Source organism: Flectobacillus longus (assembly GCF_030056705.1).
Lineage (GTDB): Bacteria > Bacteroidota > Bacteroidia > Cytophagales > Spirosomataceae > Flectobacillus > Flectobacillus longus.
In genome coordinates, this window is record NZ_JASHIC010000012.1 from 86137 (window position 1) to 103914 (window position 17778).

The 17778-nt window shown below is 36.3% G+C and carries 15 protein-coding genes; 3 read left to right on the forward strand and 12 right to left on the reverse strand.

Annotated elements, in window-relative coordinates:
- The first annotated feature begins 8 nt into the window (after window positions 1-8).
- From QM491_RS10205 to QM491_RS10215, 3 genes are all read left to right on the forward strand, one after another.
- Window positions 9-2423, forward strand: a complete 2415-nt coding sequence (locus QM491_RS10205; RefSeq protein ID WP_283327392.1) for a TonB-dependent receptor — start codon at window positions 9-11, stop codon at window positions 2421-2423.
- Window positions 2424-2530: 107 nt separating this feature from the next.
- Window positions 2531-3415, forward strand: coding sequence for a helix-turn-helix domain-containing protein (locus QM491_RS10210; protein ID WP_283327393.1), 885 nt, complete (start codon window positions 2531-2533; stop codon window positions 3413-3415).
- A 384-nt stretch (window positions 3416-3799) separates the two neighbouring features.
- Window positions 3800-4654 (forward strand): SDR family oxidoreductase, encoded by an 855-nt coding sequence (locus tag QM491_RS10215; RefSeq protein ID WP_283327394.1) that lies wholly within the window; start codon window positions 3800-3802, stop codon window positions 4652-4654.
- A 159-nt stretch (window positions 4655-4813) separates the two neighbouring features.
- On the opposite strand, the gene QM491_RS10220 is transcribed toward QM491_RS10215, so the two are convergent.
- The 12 genes from QM491_RS10220 to QM491_RS10275 form a co-directional block, all read right to left on the reverse strand.
- Window positions 4814-5134, reverse strand: coding sequence for a Crp/Fnr family transcriptional regulator (locus QM491_RS10220; protein ID WP_283327395.1), 321 nt, complete (start codon window positions 5132-5134; stop codon window positions 4814-4816).
- Between the two features lie 116 nt (window positions 5135-5250).
- A complete protein-coding gene (locus QM491_RS10225; protein ID WP_283327396.1) occupies window positions 5251-6036 on the reverse strand; it encodes a DUF4261 domain-containing protein in 786 nt (261 codons plus the stop codon).
- A 504-nt stretch (window positions 6037-6540) separates the two neighbouring features.
- Window positions 6541-7704, reverse strand: coding sequence for an exo-beta-N-acetylmuramidase NamZ family protein (locus QM491_RS10230; protein WP_283327397.1), 1164 nt, complete (start codon window positions 7702-7704; stop codon window positions 6541-6543).
- A 39-nt stretch (window positions 7705-7743) separates the two neighbouring features.
- Window positions 7744-8445 (reverse strand): galactosamine-6-phosphate isomerase, encoded by a 702-nt coding sequence (locus QM491_RS10235; protein WP_283327398.1) that lies wholly within the window; start codon window positions 8443-8445, stop codon window positions 7744-7746.
- Window positions 8446-8494: 49 nt separating this feature from the next.
- The gene (locus tag QM491_RS10240) at window positions 8495-10009 is read right to left on the reverse strand and encodes a Gfo/Idh/MocA family protein (protein WP_283327399.1); all 1515 of its coding nucleotides are present in this window, start codon (window positions 10007-10009) and stop codon (window positions 8495-8497) included.
- A gap of 22 nt (window positions 10010-10031) precedes the next feature.
- Window positions 10032-10763 carry a 3-keto-disaccharide hydrolase gene (locus QM491_RS10245; RefSeq protein ID WP_283327400.1) on the reverse strand — a complete coding sequence of 244 codons (732 nt, stop codon included), beginning with the start codon at window positions 10761-10763 and terminating at the stop codon, window positions 10032-10034.
- Between the two features lie 187 nt (window positions 10764-10950).
- Complete coding sequence (locus QM491_RS10250; protein ID WP_283327401.1) at window positions 10951-11532, reverse strand: peptide deformylase; 582 nt, start codon at window positions 11530-11532, stop codon at window positions 10951-10953.
- A 213-nt stretch (window positions 11533-11745) separates the two neighbouring features.
- Window positions 11746-12468, reverse strand: coding sequence for a glycosyltransferase family 2 protein (locus QM491_RS10255; protein ID WP_283327402.1), 723 nt, complete (start codon window positions 12466-12468; stop codon window positions 11746-11748).
- Between the two features lie 517 nt (window positions 12469-12985).
- Complete coding sequence (locus QM491_RS10260; RefSeq protein ID WP_283327403.1) at window positions 12986-13654, reverse strand: 3-keto-disaccharide hydrolase; 669 nt, start codon at window positions 13652-13654, stop codon at window positions 12986-12988.
- A gap of 133 nt (window positions 13655-13787) precedes the next feature.
- Window positions 13788-14234 carry a lipocalin-like domain-containing protein gene (locus QM491_RS10265; RefSeq protein WP_283327404.1) on the reverse strand — a complete coding sequence of 149 codons (447 nt, stop codon included), beginning with the start codon at window positions 14232-14234 and terminating at the stop codon, window positions 13788-13790.
- Window positions 14235-14608: 374 nt separating this feature from the next.
- Window positions 14609-15649 (reverse strand): DUF6807 domain-containing protein, encoded by a 1041-nt coding sequence (locus tag QM491_RS10270; protein WP_283327405.1) that lies wholly within the window; start codon window positions 15647-15649, stop codon window positions 14609-14611.
- Between the two features lie 407 nt (window positions 15650-16056).
- Window positions 16057-17736, reverse strand: a complete 1680-nt coding sequence (locus tag QM491_RS10275) for a RagB/SusD family nutrient uptake outer membrane protein (RefSeq protein ID WP_283327406.1) — start codon at window positions 17734-17736, stop codon at window positions 16057-16059.
- Window positions 17737-17778 lie beyond the last annotated feature (42 nt).

Genomic DNA, 17778 nt, shown 5'->3' on the forward strand with positions numbered 1-17778 from the left:
GTAACAAAATGATGAAAGTACTTTTAAATCTTTTGGTCTTAGGTATCCTAAGCCTTGGGCATTCTTTTGCCCAAAATGAACGTGCAAAACTCAGTGGCAATATCAAAACCTCTGATGGCAAGCCAGCAGCGTATGTAAGTGTCCAACTCATTGAAATCAACCGTGGTACTTTAACAGATGCGAGTGGCACGTATAGTATTGAGCGTATTAAACCCGGAAAATATACCTTGAAATTAAGTTTGATTGGTTTGGAAACGCAAGAACAAAAAATTGAACTTAAAGCTGGTCAACATTCAAGACTAAACTTTACCTTAAAAGAAAGCGCAGAGCAATTAGATGAAGTCATTGTTTCGGGAGGAGTGAATAAATTTGCGCAAAAAGAAACAGATTATATTGCGAGAATGCCACTTAAAAACTTGGAAAACCCTCAAGTGTACAACAGTATTGGAAAGGAATTATTAAAAGAGCAGATGATTGTAAGCTTTGATGATGCCCTTAAAAATGCCCCAGGAGTGAATCGTCTGTGGTCGGCAACAGGTCGTGGTGGCGATGGTGCTGGATACTTTTCGATGCGTGGTTTTGCTGTGCAGCCGACCATGGTGAATGGCGTAGCAGGACAAACCAATGGTGGTATTGACCCAGCTAATATCGAAAGAATCGAGAGTATTAAAGGTCCATCAGGAACGCTTTTTAGCAGTAGTTTGATTTCGTTTGGTGGTCTTCTAAATATCGTAACCAAAAAGCCTTATGAGACTTTTGGTGGAGAGGTATCCTATTCGATTGGTGGGTATGATTTGAGTAGACTCAGTTTGGATGTCAATACGCCACTCGATAAAGAAAATAAGCTGTTGATGCGTGTCAATGGTTCACATCAATATCAAGGAAGTTTTCAGGATGCTGGATTTAGAAAAAGTACTTTTGTAGCTCCTAGTTTAAGCTACAAGGTAAATGATAAATTAAATGTCAACATCACGGCCGAGTACATGACTCAAACGGGTACAAACCCTCTGATGATTTTCTTGAACCGCTCTCGTAAACTCATTGCTACCAATCCTAGTGAACTACAATTTGACTACAACCGCTCATACACAAGCAATGATATTACCATTACCAACAACACGCTGAATATCTTCGGTCAGGCGAATTATAAAATTTCTGATAAATGGACATCTCAAACCAATATTGCCAAAAGTGTAAGAGAGTCAGACGGGTATTATTCGTACATCATGTATTTGCAAGCCAATAACGACACCTTGGTAAGTAGATACATCGCAGACCTGACCTCAACGGTTACTACAACCAATTTACAGCAAAACTTTATTGGTGATTTCAATATTGGTAAAATCAGAAATAGATTCCTGTTTGGATTTGATTATTTACAACAAGTAGCACTCAACTACAACACTGCCTATATTCTATTTGACCAAGTAAATACGAGTAAAAGCAACGACCCTCGCTATCCTTTGTTGACCAAACAAGCTTTGGATGCCAAAATTGCTGCCAACAATGCACCAACCAAAACCAAGGCTGTGAGCAATACCTATGGGATTTATGCCTCTGATGTATTCAATCTCACAGAGCAATTGATGGTAATGGCAAGTTTGCGTTATGACCATTTTGAAACCGTCGGAACTACCAACTTTGCAACAGGCGTAACCTCAGGTAATTATAACCAAGATGCTTTTTCGCCAAAACTAGGAGTTGTTTATCAGGTAATCAAAGATAAAGTTGCTGTATTTGGAAACTACATGAATGGCTTCAGAAATGTGGCGCCAGTAACACAACCATTGGCAGACATTAGCGGAACCTTCAAGCCTCAGCAGGCTAACCAATTTGAAGGTGGTATTAAGGTTGATCTATGGCAAAACCGTATCAATTTTACAGCGAGCTACTATGATATTACAGTCAACAACATGACTCGTGCGGATGTACTTGTTCGTGATGGAAAAACTTACAATATCACTGTTCAAGATGGTACTCAGATTAGTAAAGGTGTCGAATTTGACTTGATTGCCAACCCAATACCAGGGCTGAATGTAATTGTCGGGTATTCACACAATGATAGCAAGCAAACAAAAGTTGCCGAAAGTTTACTCAACCGTCGTCCAGTAAGTGCAGGCCCAGCAGATTTGGCCAATTTCTGGGCGAGCTATACCTTACTGAATGGCAAAGCAAAAGGTTTAGGTTTTGGTTTTGGTGGAAACTACGCAAGCGAAAACCTCATTACCAACAGTTCGGTAACGGGCGTGTTTACGCTACCAAGCTATACCGTATTGAATGCCTCAGTATTTTATGGCATTTCAAAAATGCGTTTCGGACTCAAACTAGACAACCTTACCAACAAACAATATTTCAGCGGCTGGACCACCATCGAACCACAAATGCCAAGACGATTAATGGCAAATGTTAGTTTTAGTTTTTAAGTGCAAATCCCCTCTCACGAGGGGATTTTTGTTTTAGCTTTTGTTTAGCATCTTGAAATCAATTCTACTAAATTTGAGTTATTGAGTAAGATATTGACCAATTTCTAATGAAACCAAACATCCAACTTATCAATTACGATAACCGTCGCAATGCAAGTCAGTTTGACTTGTTAAATTTGGAATATCTACTTCAACTAGATGAAATTCGAGAATCTTTAATCAATTATCAGAAAAATAATTTTTATACTATTCTGATTTGTACTTCGGGTGTTGGTAAACATACGATTGACTTCGTGGATTATTCTTATCAGCAAGGGACGATTTTAACCATTCGAAAAGATCAAATTCATCGTTATCATTATTCTGACAGTACTGGATTTCTGTTTGTGTTTACCGAAGATTTCTTTATTCAGTTTTTCGAAAAATCAGAGGCTACTAAATGCTTACAGCTTTTTAATGAATTGATTACGGTCCCTCTCACTGAGTTAGATAGTGAGCAATATGAGCTTTTTGTTCCTTTAATTTCTGAAATTAAGCAAGAATATAATAGCTTACAAGACGAGTACGCCCTTCCTATCGTCAGTTCTTTATTACATATTTTTCTCAACAAATTACTTCGTCAAAAATCACTCTCTGCATTACAATTACAGAATCGAAAATATCTGCCAGAGTTTGTAAAATTGCAAGCCTTAGTGGAAGCGCATTGTTTGGAGACGAAGAAGGTAGAAGATTATGCACATAAAATGAATCTCAGTACCAAAACAATCAATAATATTACCCAAACAATCATTCATAAATCAGCGAAACAGTTTATAGATGAGATTGTGATTTTGCAAATCAAACGCCTACTGACAAATCCAAATTTGTCTATCAAAGAAATTGCCTACCAAGCTGGTTTTGAGGAAACCACTAATTTTTATAAGTATTTCAAAAAATATGTCCAAAACACGCCTGAATCTTTCAGAGGTGCTTGTAGTAAAGCTTTTTTATAAATTCTTATTTTAACACTAGTCTACCAGTTTGCTTGTGTATATTGAACCTTTCCATTTCCTTGGCTCCTTCAGATCTCTGCTTTTTCTAATACTAGAGCAAATATCATTTCAAATATCGTTCTTGATAATTTCTATCAAAAAATATTATTCTAAAATCTTTACAATTCACCATATAAATTTTGATTATTTATCCGTAGAAAAATTTAAAGATTATCTCAATTCAATCTGTCTCAAAATCAACTTTCCGATTTTTACACTATATACGCTTATTTTGATAATGAATACTATAGAGCGTCATACTACCTTTGTCATATCAATTCGGCAGTTGATTTGAAGAAAAATTTAAGTCAGTTGCTCATTTAAAACTTTAAACAGATTAAGAAAATGAAAATCGGAATTACAGCAGCTACAGGACAATTAGGTAAATTAGTTGTAGAGAGTTTAAAACAAAAAGTAGCTTCAGAAAATATCGTAGTATTGGTTCGTACACCTGAAAAAGCAAGCGATTTGGGCGTAGAAGCAAAAGCTTTTGATTACAGCAACAAAGAATCACAAGTGGAAGCATTGAGAGGTATTGATACACTTTTGTTGATTTCGGGAAGCGAAGTTGGACAACGTGAAGCACAACATGCCAATGTAATTGCTTCAGCTAAAGAAGCAGGTGTGAAAAAAATTGTTTATACAAGTGTTTTACACGCAGATACTTCAACGTTGAGTTTAGCTGTTGAACACATTGCTACAGAAAAGAACTTGAAAGAATCAGGCTTAACTTATACAATTCTTCGTAACGGTTGGTACACTGAAAATTATGCAGGTTCAATTGGTGGTGCTTTGGCAGGTGGTGCATTTATCGGTAGTGTAGGTGATGGCAAAATCTCTTCAGCAGCCCGTATCGATTTTGCAGAAGCAGCAGCTACCGTATTAGCAACAGAAGGTCATGACGGAAAAGTGTACGAATTGGCAGGTGATACATCTTATACATTGACAGACTTAGCGGCTGAAATTTCGGCACAAACTGGCAAAACACTTCCTTATGCTAATCTTCCTGAGGCAGAATATGCTAAGATTTTGACAAGCTTCGGTTTACCTGAGTTTTTGGCACAAGCTATTGCTAGTTGGGATTTAAGTGCATCGAAAGGAGATTTGTTTGATGACTCTAAAACGTTATCAGCCTTAATCGGTCGCCCAACGACTCCTTTGTCTGAGACAGTGAAATTGACATTGGCAAGTTTGTCATAAGGAAGAAGACGTTATTTGTTAATAGTATATTCGTTATTTGAAGATAATCAAATGGTTATAGCCAAATAGCACACGAGAGATAAACTATTATTTTAATCATTTTTGCTACTTAAGTTAGTGGATAATAATCAGCTTGAATACAAGGTAATTCTCGTGTATTCAAGCTGATTTTAGACGAATACTTAATTCTTCAATAAACTCTGTGGAAGGTTCACGAGCAATAAAACTAACAAGGGAGGTCAGAAAAGTATATTCAAAAGCCATAAAACCCGTTACGATTCCAAACTCTTCGGTATTATAATACAATCTTAAACAGCCTTTTTGAATAAAAAATAGTTGGTCAGCCACTTCACCTTGTTCCAGAAGATGCTCATGTTTGTTAACCTTTACCCATTTAAAGCACTTCAAGATAAAAGCAAGCTCCTCTTCGGTAAGTGCCGTTTTTCCCTGAATTAACCTAGAAAGCTCCGTTTTCATCATCTTTATTCTATTATGGGTTCAAAATAAAAAGAAATAAAATCGAAAAGCATTGACTTGGGTCAAAATCGATTATAGTATTAAAAAAGGGAAATCACTTTTAGATGATTTCCCTTCTTCTATTGCGAAATTACTTCTACTACTAGCCGTTCAGGTTCGACTCTAGCATTGGCAAATTGTGTTTTCCAAATCGGGTTTTTCCCAATACCCTCAACAGTCGTATTACTTCTTATGGTATCACCTGTTTCGAAGATATAATAAGCTAAATTTTGTAATACCTTAGCTATATCACTTGGGTCATAATCGGTAAACCTACATTCAAAATCAGTTAGCCCAAAAGCATGTAGTCCTAGCGTATCCATCAATAATTCTTTTTCACTACCGTTGGCTATACTGAACAACCTCACGTTTAGGGCAGCATGCAAAAAATCATTTTGGGCAATATCACAAGTTTGTAAAAAATCGGTAGGTTCGAGGAGTTTATCACTATTCCTAAAATACACCACTTGTGGATTAGTCGCTTTTACCACAGCAGACACAAACTTTTGAAAATACGCTAATCGAGCCATTGGAGGTAAAGACTTCGACATCAGATCGGTCAGGTTGATTTCATATTTACAACTAGCCATGTCCTTTTCTGCATTGTCCCAATGCCAAGATTGACGAAATGCAATAGTAAATCGATCTAAATTTGGCTGTTGATTCATAGTAATTATAGCACCTTGTGCTGGAACAGCACCATCTTGTAAGGGCACTAAATAGTCTGGAAAAAAGAAAACCAAAGGTGATTCTGGTAAATCGTCATCAACTGTTTCTACCTGTGTAAATCTGGCATTTAACTCTGATAAAATAGTTGCTTTATCCAGTAGAGGTTCGTTTTCAAAAAACAAACAAACCGTTTGCATTTCTGAGTTGTTGGGTGGAAATTCCTGTGTAGATTCTGAAGAAGAATCTTATGTTTTCTTTTTAAAAATATCGAATAATCCCATTAGTTATGAGTACAGATTTTAGCGTGACGGGGTGAATGTCAGATATGACTGAAATATTTTTCAATATTAATTTATTTTGCTTAAATAAAACAAAATTATTAATCAACAGTATATCAATTATTAGATTATCATCAGACTAATACTATCAAAAATCACCTCAGCTATAATATTTATCAATTCTTTCTTATTACTTAGAAGCATAAATTGCTAATAAAAATAAGCCATAGGGCAAAATAGGATTGAATTATTACCTAGTTCGAGAGTTTGTCTCAGACTAACTTTTGCTTCAGTTTATAAGCTGTATAAAATAAGTCCAAGACGAATTCTTGAACTAGGCAAGAAATACGATTCAACTTTTAGCCTAATGTATAAAGCTTAATGCGGTCAATATTAATTCAATTTTGCGCCCTAACTTCCTTCTCAATATAAAAGATATGGTAATACTTTCCGTTGCCACTCTGTGATTCGAGTAAAGTCTTTAATCTGCGTGAAGAAATCCACCCACGTCAGTTCAAAAAGTCTTTCTGATTGATAAATTCCTGTTAATAAATCCAAGTGGCGCAGACCTGTAGGATTCGCACGTGTAGGATATGGTTTCCAAGAAAAATAAGCTGGATATTGAGCTTTGATGAGTTTTATAAGGCACAACCCTAACAAGATTGATGGATAATGTTGGGCTTTTTTTACCCTAATTTTTAGCCCATAACATACTTCATTCATAAACTTGCCTTCAGATGGGACAAATTGGCAGTTTTCAAACACTACCTCTTCGGTTAGTCCTTGGAGTTTTGATAGATCAAATCCTTGTAACCAAGGGGCACCAATTTGTGCAAAGGGCGCATTGGTACCACGTCCATCACTTAGATTTGTTGCTTCAAGATATGCCGTAATAGGATATGCCAACATACATTCCCATGAAACAATTGCAGGCGAAGTTGGCTGAAATGGCATTCCATAATCTCTTAAAATAAGACTTCTATTCCAACCCTTACAGGAGATAACTTGTAAGTCAACCTGAAGATTTTTTTCTGCATTAAAAAACATGGCCAACTCCCCTAAGGTACAACCATGTCGCACAGGAATATTCCATCGTCCAATAAAAGATGAACAATACTGCTCCTCCAACATAGGCCCCTCAACGTTTCCAGAAAGAGGATTTGGTCTGTCCAAAATCACTAATTTCTTTTGATGAACTGCACATGCTTCCAATACATGAGTTAGGGTCCAGAGATAGGTGTAATATCTCAAGCCAATATCTGGAATATCAAAAAAAACAGTATCTATATCCGTTAAATCGGTTGAGTCGGGAGCTAATTTTTCTCCGTATAAACTTACAATTGGTAAAGCGGTAAGGCTGTCTACACCATTTGGAATAAACGCGCCATCTGGACCTGTAGCCGATAAACCATGTTCGGGTGAAAATAGTTTTTGAATTAAAAAACCTGCCTCTAACAAAGCTAAGCGAGATTGTTGCCCTATTGTAGTATATGCAGCGTCGTTGGTTACCAAACCAATACGACCATGTTGTTCTGGGCTTGCTTGTTGAATAAGTTGGTCTATGCCAAAAGATAAGTGAGGGTTCATTGATGAGTTTTAGTATAAATTCGGGTTAAAATAGTGGCTTCATAAAGCATTTGCTTCTATTAAGCAGGTCACATTGGGATGTAACCATAAAAATGAGGCGGGTAAATGAGTGCTTATTTCTCTCTTCAAAAAAGCCTTGGTGATTTCTTTTTTGTGCGCTCCGTTAATTAATAAAATGATTTTTTTAGCTTGTAAAATTTCTCCCATGCCCAAGGTTAAACCTTTAGTTGGCTTAATAGACAACTCTCCAATCATGGTATGTTGCTTGGTTTGCTCCTCTAGCTCTGCTACATGACAGGCCTGACTTAAAAAATCGTTGGGTTCATTAAAACCTAGATGTCCGTTGAGACCAATCCCTAAAATCATCATATCGATAGGTCCTTCTTGTTTCAAGCATACTTGCATACGCGAACACGCCTCCTCTGGGCTGTAAGTCTGAGAATCATATATAAAAAAACTTTCATCTGGAATTTGTAATGGTTCGACCAAATACTTCTGTAAAAAAGCATAGCAACTTCCCTCCTGTGTTTTGTCCAAACCATACCATTCATCTAACATAAGCAGACGAAGCGCTGTAGGTTTTTCCGAAAGTTTTTGTGCGAATAATTGATACGTTTTGAGCGGTGTATTTCCTGTCGCAGCACAGAGTAAAGTGTGAGGTTTTTCTTCAATTTGCTGAAGCATGAGGTCACAAGCACGTTCACTCATGGCTTGGTAATCCGAAAAATATTCGATTTGCATTTTCGCGTTTTTGGGATATTATTGTAGATACTGCTGTATCTCCAATAATTTATAATTTTAGTTCATTCCAGCCTTTTCTATATTCTCTCTTAATAAATTGGTTGGCTGCTTCAAAGTTGGTAATCCTCATATTAGCTCCATCCCATTTATAGTTTATGTATCTGCCAGGGAATGTAAATGCCTCCATATCGCCATACACAGGATCGTTTCTTTTTACTTTTTGACGAATATTAAAACTCCTAAAAATCAAATTTCCCATCAAAACAGTCTCGGTCAAAGGTCCAGCATATCCCTCGAAAGGCGAGCTTAATTCATTTTTCCCATAACCTGCTATACAAGCATCAATCCATTGCCAATAATGACCATCCATGTCGCCCACCACACGTGGATATTTTTTTGGCACATGTACTTCTTCATTTCTTGAAAGTGGTAATAAAATTGGACTTCTACCTCCCCATCCGCAAGCAGCTTTTCCTTTGGTTCCTACAAAAAGAGTTGCTCCCTCAAAATCGTTGAGTTTGGTAAAATCGCCCATGACATCATTCATGTTTTCCTTACTATCTAGCTCAATAGGTCTTTCGGGTGTGATTCCTCCATCCATCCAATAAAGCTCTAATTTCTTTCCGTTTTTTTGTTCATAAGTAAATTTCAACGAACTAGAAACGGGACCACTTTCTGGATAAATTCCTTCTTTAAAAATTCCATTATAAACTGTACTTGCACTACCAGAAACTTCTGTAGGATAGCCTAATTCAAGTAATTTGAAGGGAGGCCCAATAATATGACAACCCATATCACCCAAAGCTCCCGTTCCAAAATCCCACCAACCGCGCCAGTTAAATGGCACTAAATTATCGATATAGTTCACATTTTTAGCCGTTCCAAGCCATAAATCCCAACGCAACTCTTTAGGAATTTTGGCTGCTTTTTTAGGCCAAGCAATACCCTGAGGCCAAACGGGGCGGTCGGTCCAGCAATATACTTTTTCAATATCTCCTAAAATTCCCGCTTCTATCCATTCACGTAAGGTTTGTAAGCCTTCACTTGATGCCCCTTGATCGCCCATTTGAGCAACAATTTTATATTTTTTGGATGCCTCTGTCAAAATCCTAGCCTCGTGAATATCATGAGCAAGTGGTTTCTGTAAATACAAATGCTTGCCCAACTGCATCGCACCTAATCCTACAATAGCATGGTTATGGTCGGGAATTGCTACGGTAACAGCATCAAAGCTCTTGTGCTCTTTCTCGAACATTTCTCGCCAATCGTGAAAAAAGTGAGCCTTAGGAAAACGTTTACGCATCGGATTGGCCATACGGTCATCGACATCACATAAATGCGAAATCACGACATTTTTCTTGGGGGTTTTGGTATGAGCATCTATATCTGCCGCACCTTCGCCTCCACAGCCGATAGCAGCCAAATGCAATTTATCACTTGGTGCAACATGCCCTAGCCCCGAAATCACAGTACTAGGAACAATAGTTAACCCAAACAAAGCAGAGGAAGTCTGTCGGACAAAATCTCTTCGATTAGTGAGTTTTTTCTCTGTAGTCGTATCCATAGAAATCGTATTAATATCGTCTTTATTTACTTTTTCTACTTTTCAAATTACCAGTCTCACGGTCTTCTTGAGTGATTGGTCTTACCGCTACTTTTCTAAAGTAGACAATATCTTCTTTTCCATGGTTTTGTAATCCAAAATAACCCGAATCAGGTCTCGCTCCATGAAATGGCTCAAAATCAAATTTTCGTTTTGGCACAGGGTCTCCATCTTTAAAATCAGTAACCTTCACATCATTGACCATCACGACTGTTCGTAGACCATCTAGGTAAATATCCATTGAGTTCCATTCGGGACCAGGTTTTCCTGGCTTTGCCAGAGGTTTCGAAAATGAATATAAGGTGCCAGTATAATGGTATTCGTCCTCACCCGAAAGTTCTGGTTTGTTATCGATTTGTACCTCATTTCCATAAAACACAGGCATCATTTCCTCCAATGGTTCAATTGGGATACGGATAAAAACCCCTGAATTGCTATTTTCCTTTTGCATTTTCCATTCGATATGAAACACACAATTACCATATTTTTCACCTTCACGATATAGCAAACCCATGCCTCCTTCGCCATGAAGCATACCCTCTTCGACTACCATCGCACCTGGACCTACATGTTTCCAACCGCTTAAATCTTTGCCATTGAAAAGCTCTTTCCACGCTACTTTGGTTGATTCGTTCGAGCTTTCTTTGGGAGATTGACATTGATAGAAAAGGGAAGACATAATAAAAATGGCTAATATCAACAGAGGCTTTTTCATAATTAGATAGATAGTTTGAATTAAATATTTAAGCAGAATTGTGAGGTATCAAGCACATAAGAGGATTTTTCGTGCGAGACTTCAATGATGCGGCAATAAATGTTGAACTTTTTTTCTAAAAAACAAAACTTTACCATGTTCTGCTCTGTACAGAACCTGATAGAGGAAAAGGAGGCAAAAGGAAAAATTAGCGAGTAGAAATAGGATAAGATACTTTCACACGACCTTTTTTGATTGATTTAAGTTTGAAGTAAAGATACTTTTTGGTAAACACTCCCATGTGATTTATAAGCAAAATACCTTTGGTATGATCTAATTCATGTAGAATCATCCTTGCTGTCAGACCCGAAAACTCTTGTACGTGATGTTCTAATTGTTCGTTGTAGTAACTGATTTTGATTAGCCACGGTCTACTAACCTCTTTGATTAAACTTGGCAAACTGAGGCATCCCTCCTCTGCTTTCCACATTTTAGAAGACACTTCTAAAAGTTGAGGATTAATAAATATTTCTTGGATTCCTTTGTCTTCGGTATCAAAATATCTTTTCCGAAAACCTTTGCCAATAGCCTGAAAGGCATTTTGGCTATCTATGACAAATACATTGTAAGGCAAACCTATTTGTGGGGCTGACAATCCACAACCTTGAGCATTTCGCATGGTATCCCACAAATCAAGAATCAAATTTGGGAGTATTGGTAAATCATGGGGTATATCAAGACACTTTTGCACAAGTATCTGCTGATCATATACATAGATAGGCTGTATCATGTAGTAGGTTTTGAATGAAGTTATCTTGAAGTGTAATCTTACTTTTGCAAGATAGCACTCTATTTATTAACTACCTCATAATCAAAACCCTTTTAGAGGAGCAATAAGCACAATGCCGAATCAGAAAATTAATTTCCAATTCGGCATTGTGTTATAGCATTTAGTATTTTGCCACAATATTCTTCATTTTAAAGCATATTCAACACTTTAAAATTAATTCATTATCCCATATTTAACGATGCAATAAAGTGCTCTAAATCCATCTTTCCAGTTGATTTTTTTGCCCTCTTCATACGTTCTTCCGTAGTACGAAACTCCTACTTCGTAGATTCTTATCCCTTTGATTTTCGAAACTTTGGCTGTTACTTCAGGCTCAAAACCAAATCTCTTTTCTTTTAGAGTCAAAGACTGAATAATATCTGTTCTAAATAGCTTATAACACGTTTCCATATCTGTTAGGTTTAGATTAGAAAACATGTTAGACAAGAATGTCAAAAGTTTATTTCCGATTGTGTGCCAAAAAAATAAAATCCTGTGAGCATTTCCTCCCATGAATCTAGAACCATATACAACGTCTGCATGGCCATCGGTAATAGGTTTTATCAGTATATTAAACTCCTGAGGGTCATATTCCAAATCGGCATCTTGTACAATTAAATATTGTCCTGTAGCATTTTTGATACCAGTATGAAGTGCTGCACCTTTGCCTTTGTTTACTTCATGTTTGAAATATTTTATATCAACGGAAGGATTTTCTTTTATGAAAGATTCTACTTCTTTTTCGGTATTGTCTTTTGAACAATCATTTACAACAAGAAGCTCCATTTGGATATTTTCAATAAGTTCTACCGTGGAAAGCTTGGTTAGGACACTTTTAATCGTCTTCTCTTCGTTATAGGCAGGAATTACAACTGATAGTTTCTGAAAAAGATACATTTGACTGTTTAGTTTATCTATTTTTTTTCTTTTATCGCTCTATGTTCTAAGAGGTGATTTAGCTATTTGGACTGCAAGTAAAAGTTTTTGGGTAGAAATACCCCACTTTTATACATTGTTTTTGTATGAAAAGATTGTTTGAATTTACAAAAGTAAATACTCCAGAAGTGCGGAAATAGATTATATGCAAATGCTAAAACCCTGAAAAGTGCTACAAATTGGGTCTAATGGAGCGTGAATCTCAAAGGTTTAGTTTTCCTATTTTACGAATAATAACTTATTTCAAAATAGTTGCTATTATCGCTTAGGAGTTTTTGTTTCTTGATTACCTAGTCAATTCAGAAACAAATATAGAGCAATTTCTTACCAAGACAAAATACAATTGACCAACACAACTTTTGAAAACAGCAAATACAGACTTTAATTTGTGGTGTTTTTATGTTGGTATTTTATAAAAATACGAAAAGGTGTACATTGTTATATACACCTCTTCAAATCGTAGGTTTATTAGCAACTGCTATATTTTTTTAATAACAATTTTTGAAAAATCTATAGGATATCCTTCATATTGTAACAATATTCTACCTTCTCCGGTCTCTGTTAATGTCCCTTCATTTACTAATTTTCCATTTAATTCTTGTTTAACATTTCCGTTCATTACGGTAATCACAGCGGTATTCCATTCTCCTACAGGTTTTTCGGCATCCGAAAATCTTGCTGATGTCACACTTTTTCCTGGCTCTGTTTGTTTACCTTTTACCATCAAGGTTACTTCTTGTAGTAGTACAAAATCGCCTGTTCCTCCTTCTTTTACCTGATATTGAATTCCTTTTGGCCATAAAGTATCTTTGGTCGAGGTAGGTACTAAATACATAATGCCGCTATTTCTTTTGTTGCTCTTACGTGTTATTGTCGAATCGGTATTCCATCGAAACACTACCGTAAGTTGGAAATTACTAAAGGATTTTTCTGTCATCACATATCCAAGTTTGTCTCCATACAACCGAATCATTTTATTTTCAACATAAAAAATATCGCTAGCATTTGTATGCTTACCTGTTTTGGGTTCGTAAGCGTACCATCCTTTTAGATTTTTGCCATTAAAAAGCTTGCTTTGCGCATGAGAAATCAAACTTGTTGTAAGTAATAAAAAGAAGACAAAAGTGCATTTCAATTTTGTAACCATGAAAAGATAAGTTTAGTGTTTGATTGATTTGATTATTGTAGTAACAAAAGACGATGTTTCCTTCTTTTTACCTATCAAAAAAGCCGTACTAGCCACAATTTGATATGACTAATACGGCTTTTAACATTTTTGCTTATTTTTTCTTGAGATATTTTTCGATATTAATATGATTCACACCAAGTTTTTCTACCTTCTCGATTCCTTTGATTATTAAGGTATCACCCTTGACTTCATAATCAAATTCAAATTCGCCTCCTTCCCACTCTCGTACATTGAAATAGTCTAAATATTCTTTATACTTATTACCATCTATTTTAACTCTGCCTCCTCCTGCGCTATAATCTGCGGTGGAATCCTTGCCATGATTGAGGTCATGTCGCAAGAATGAAAAATGTGTAGGCGTGATTATTTTGATCATTTCTTGACCTTTGGTATAATCTGTAAAAGTTGTGTCTTTGTCTTTAATCGTCGTTCCAGAAATTAATTGCCAAGTACCAATAATTGGGGATGACTCTGGGGATTTTGTAGTGCAAGCTAAAGCGAAGAATCCCATTGAGATTCCGAAAAGGATTTTTTTCATGTTAAATAATTTAGATTTTTATAGAAATTGGTTTTTCGAAGTTATGAAAAAAAACTAAGCTGATAAAATCACGACCGTTTATACAATTACGGAAATAAGATATACGCTGTAAAACAAAAGCAGATATATTTGAAAAAAATAGCTTCCTCTATCTTATAAAACCAAAAATTTATACCTATCATGAAACGAAACGTCACTCTTAAGCTAGTAATCATGAGTTTACTGGCATTTTCATCCGTAATAATTTCTTATCTCTATGGATATTATTACGCCAAACAACGATTTTTAAAGACTGAAGTCAATCGGTTAAAATAAGAAAAGCTCAACTATCGTAAGATAGTTGAGCTTTTCTTATTTTCTAAGATTTACTACAATTATTGATTAGCAAAATCCTTTGCCAAATCATCGTATTCCTTATCTGTTACTTTTCCTGAAGTAATTACAGTACGATAACGGAAAGTCACAGATTGATTGGGAGCTAATTTATAGTTTAACGTTTCTTTTCCTTTCGAAAAAACATTTACACCTAAAGGATTCGCAGCAAACAAGCCGTATCCACGTGCATGCCAATAGGTTGGATAACTCACATTTTTGGGGTGGTCAATAATTACGATATTGATATCTTCATCTTTAATTTTACCAGAAAGATTCATCCAATTGCCACGAGTAGCCCAAACCTCTTCGCCATTTACGCCATTACTTCCATGATATTTACCAGAAATACCAGTATTATCTAGCTTGTCAACTTTGGTTTCAATCCCATTTGCATCTACAAAAACATCGGGTTTGTCGGAAGGGTGTTCTAATTCACGCGCTACACGAATAGCAAACATACCGTCTTTTACATCAGCAAAAGTCACTGGCTCAACAGCTGTAAGTGTTGTGATACGATCGATAATACGTTGGTTACCTTTTGCTGTGAAAATATAGGTTGTTTCTTCTTTTAGTAAAGTTTTACCTTTTCCGTCAGTATCAATCCAATCGGCAGTTACTTGCAATTCGCCTTTTCCATGACCTCCTGCGACTTTTTCAATACCTGTATGACGAATCGTTCCATATTTTGAGCGGTCTTTTATAGCAGTTGAGTTATTCCAAAAATCAAAACCATTCACTGATTCATAATTAAGCCACATACCTACATGATGCGGGTGGTCGACACGTTCGCCAGCTTTTTTGATAAAAGGATATCCACGTGTTATCATAGTACCTTGTGCTGTACGGATAGGGAATAAAACAGGTTTTTTCAAGATAGAATCACTCGGATAGAAGTACGAAGTAAATGGTTGACCATCGACAAGGACATCTACTTTTCTTTCATTTTTCTTTACTATCAACTGGACTTTATCTGTTTTTTGTTGAGCAAACATACTGGCACTCACCAGCATTATGCCCATCATCATCATACTTTTTTTCATAATTATTTTTCTAGTCGAATAGGATTGCTTCCACAATCGCATGCTTATTTTTGAGATAAAAGCTTTTAAAATCCAAAAGTTACTCAAAATTTTCAAAAAATGGCGACTGTGTCAAGCTGAATGAGTTGTTTGAATTGGATATTTAAAAAAAATAGGAGCGTCTCTTTCGAAACGCCCCCTTGGTTTGGTATTAGGATTAAGTATATAGTTATGCTTTTAGTGGTAATTGTAGGTAAATAAAATATGTTGTAAAGAGTTTGGAATGATGAATTTCAAGTTTAAAAAATTGTTTACCATTATTTTATTCCAACAATTGAATTAATCATCTGATAATTACAATAATAAATTCAAAATTCATCACTCTCAATTCTCAATTGATACATCTGTTTTCTATCAAAACTTAGCTATTAAAAACCAGGGTTTTGTGGGAATGTTGCATTGCCACCTTCAGTACGGTCAATCTGCGTTTGAGGAATTGGACGTAGGTTGTGGATATCTTTGATGTTAGCTGCTGCTTGTGGATTGTATTTTTTCACACGGTCAACCAAGATTCCCCAACGTTTTAAGTCCATCCAACGAGTTTGTTCGCCAGCAAGTTCTCTTGCTCTCTCTTCTACTACATAATCAAACGTAGCCTGATCAGTAGTAATCTCCATCGCAGATTGTTTTCCAGCCCAAGCCGCACGACGACGTACCATATTGATAGCATCAGCAGCAGCTTGTTTGTTGCCTAAACCTATCTGCGCCTCAGCCAACATCAAATACGTATCTGCCAAACGATACACAAAGAAATCGCGGCTACCTGATTCATAAGTCATATCTGGGCGTTTGGTATCAAAGAATTTTCTCAAAGTTGGGAACAAAGCTTCAGAATACTTACTTGGCACCAATACTTGATATTTCTTCTTAGCACGATCAGCTTTAGACATTTCGTAGCCTGGGATAAAGATAGCAGTATCACCAGCTACAAATGTTACAGACGTTTTTGAATCATCAAATGCAGTTGCATAAGTACCTGGTTTATTACTGTACCAAGTATCTTTGAAGGTTTTCTTGTAACGCGAATCGTTTACTCTTTCTCCAAATACTACATCTGTACAGTAAGTTGTAGGACGTAAGCGTTTGAAAGGACGACCATTCACAATATCACGTTGCATACCTGCTTGTACATCGTATTGCATACCAAAGAATAAGTGAAGGTTGTTACCACCATTTACTGCACCTGTATTGTTTGTAAGGTTTGTTAATGGGTCAGAAGTGTACTGAACAGCAAAAACTACTTCAGAATTTTTCTGGTTATTTTCATCAAAAACACTTGCAAAGTCATCTAACAATTTGAATCCATAATTAGAGATTACACTCGAACAAAGTGTTGCAGCCTTTGAAAAATCATCAGATGCTTTTACCGAAGAATAAGCTTTTGCTAGATACACTTTAGCCAAACACATTTCGGCGGCTGGTTTGATAGCACGGCCATATTGTGTAGACGAATTTGGCAAATCTGGAATAGCTTCTGTCAAGTCCTTGATAATAGCATTGTACATCTCAGCGTCTGAGGCTCTTTTTGTTTGCTTTGTAGGAGCCAGAGTTTCTGTCAATCTCAAATCTACACCACCGTATTGCTGAAATAAAATAAAGTAATAGTGTGCTCTCAAGAATTTTGCTTCAGCAATTCTGATTTTTTTTGTAGCATCTGCTAAGGTTACTTTTGGCGCACGCTCAATAATAGCATTACATGTGTTGATACCACGGTATAATTCATCCCAAATTTGGGCAAGATAATCTACAGTTGGGTTCAATTGTGTATCATAAAAATGAAACCCTTTATATGAACCATCTGCTCCTGTTGCATAAATATCGGTACCAAATTCGGTCATAGTAAGACCTGGCTGAGTCGCATAATAGTTACGAAGAGAAGAATAAGCTGCATTTACGGCATCTTCATACCCTTTGTTTGTATTCATATAGTCGTTACCGATACCCGATACAACTGTTTCGTTCAAGACATCAGAGCAAGACTGACCGGTCAACATCAATGCTGCTACCCCTAGTACTCTTGCATGTTTTAATATATTGTTAATCTTCATCTTATTAATCTGTTTTCGTTAAACTGTTTTTCGTTGAGAAAT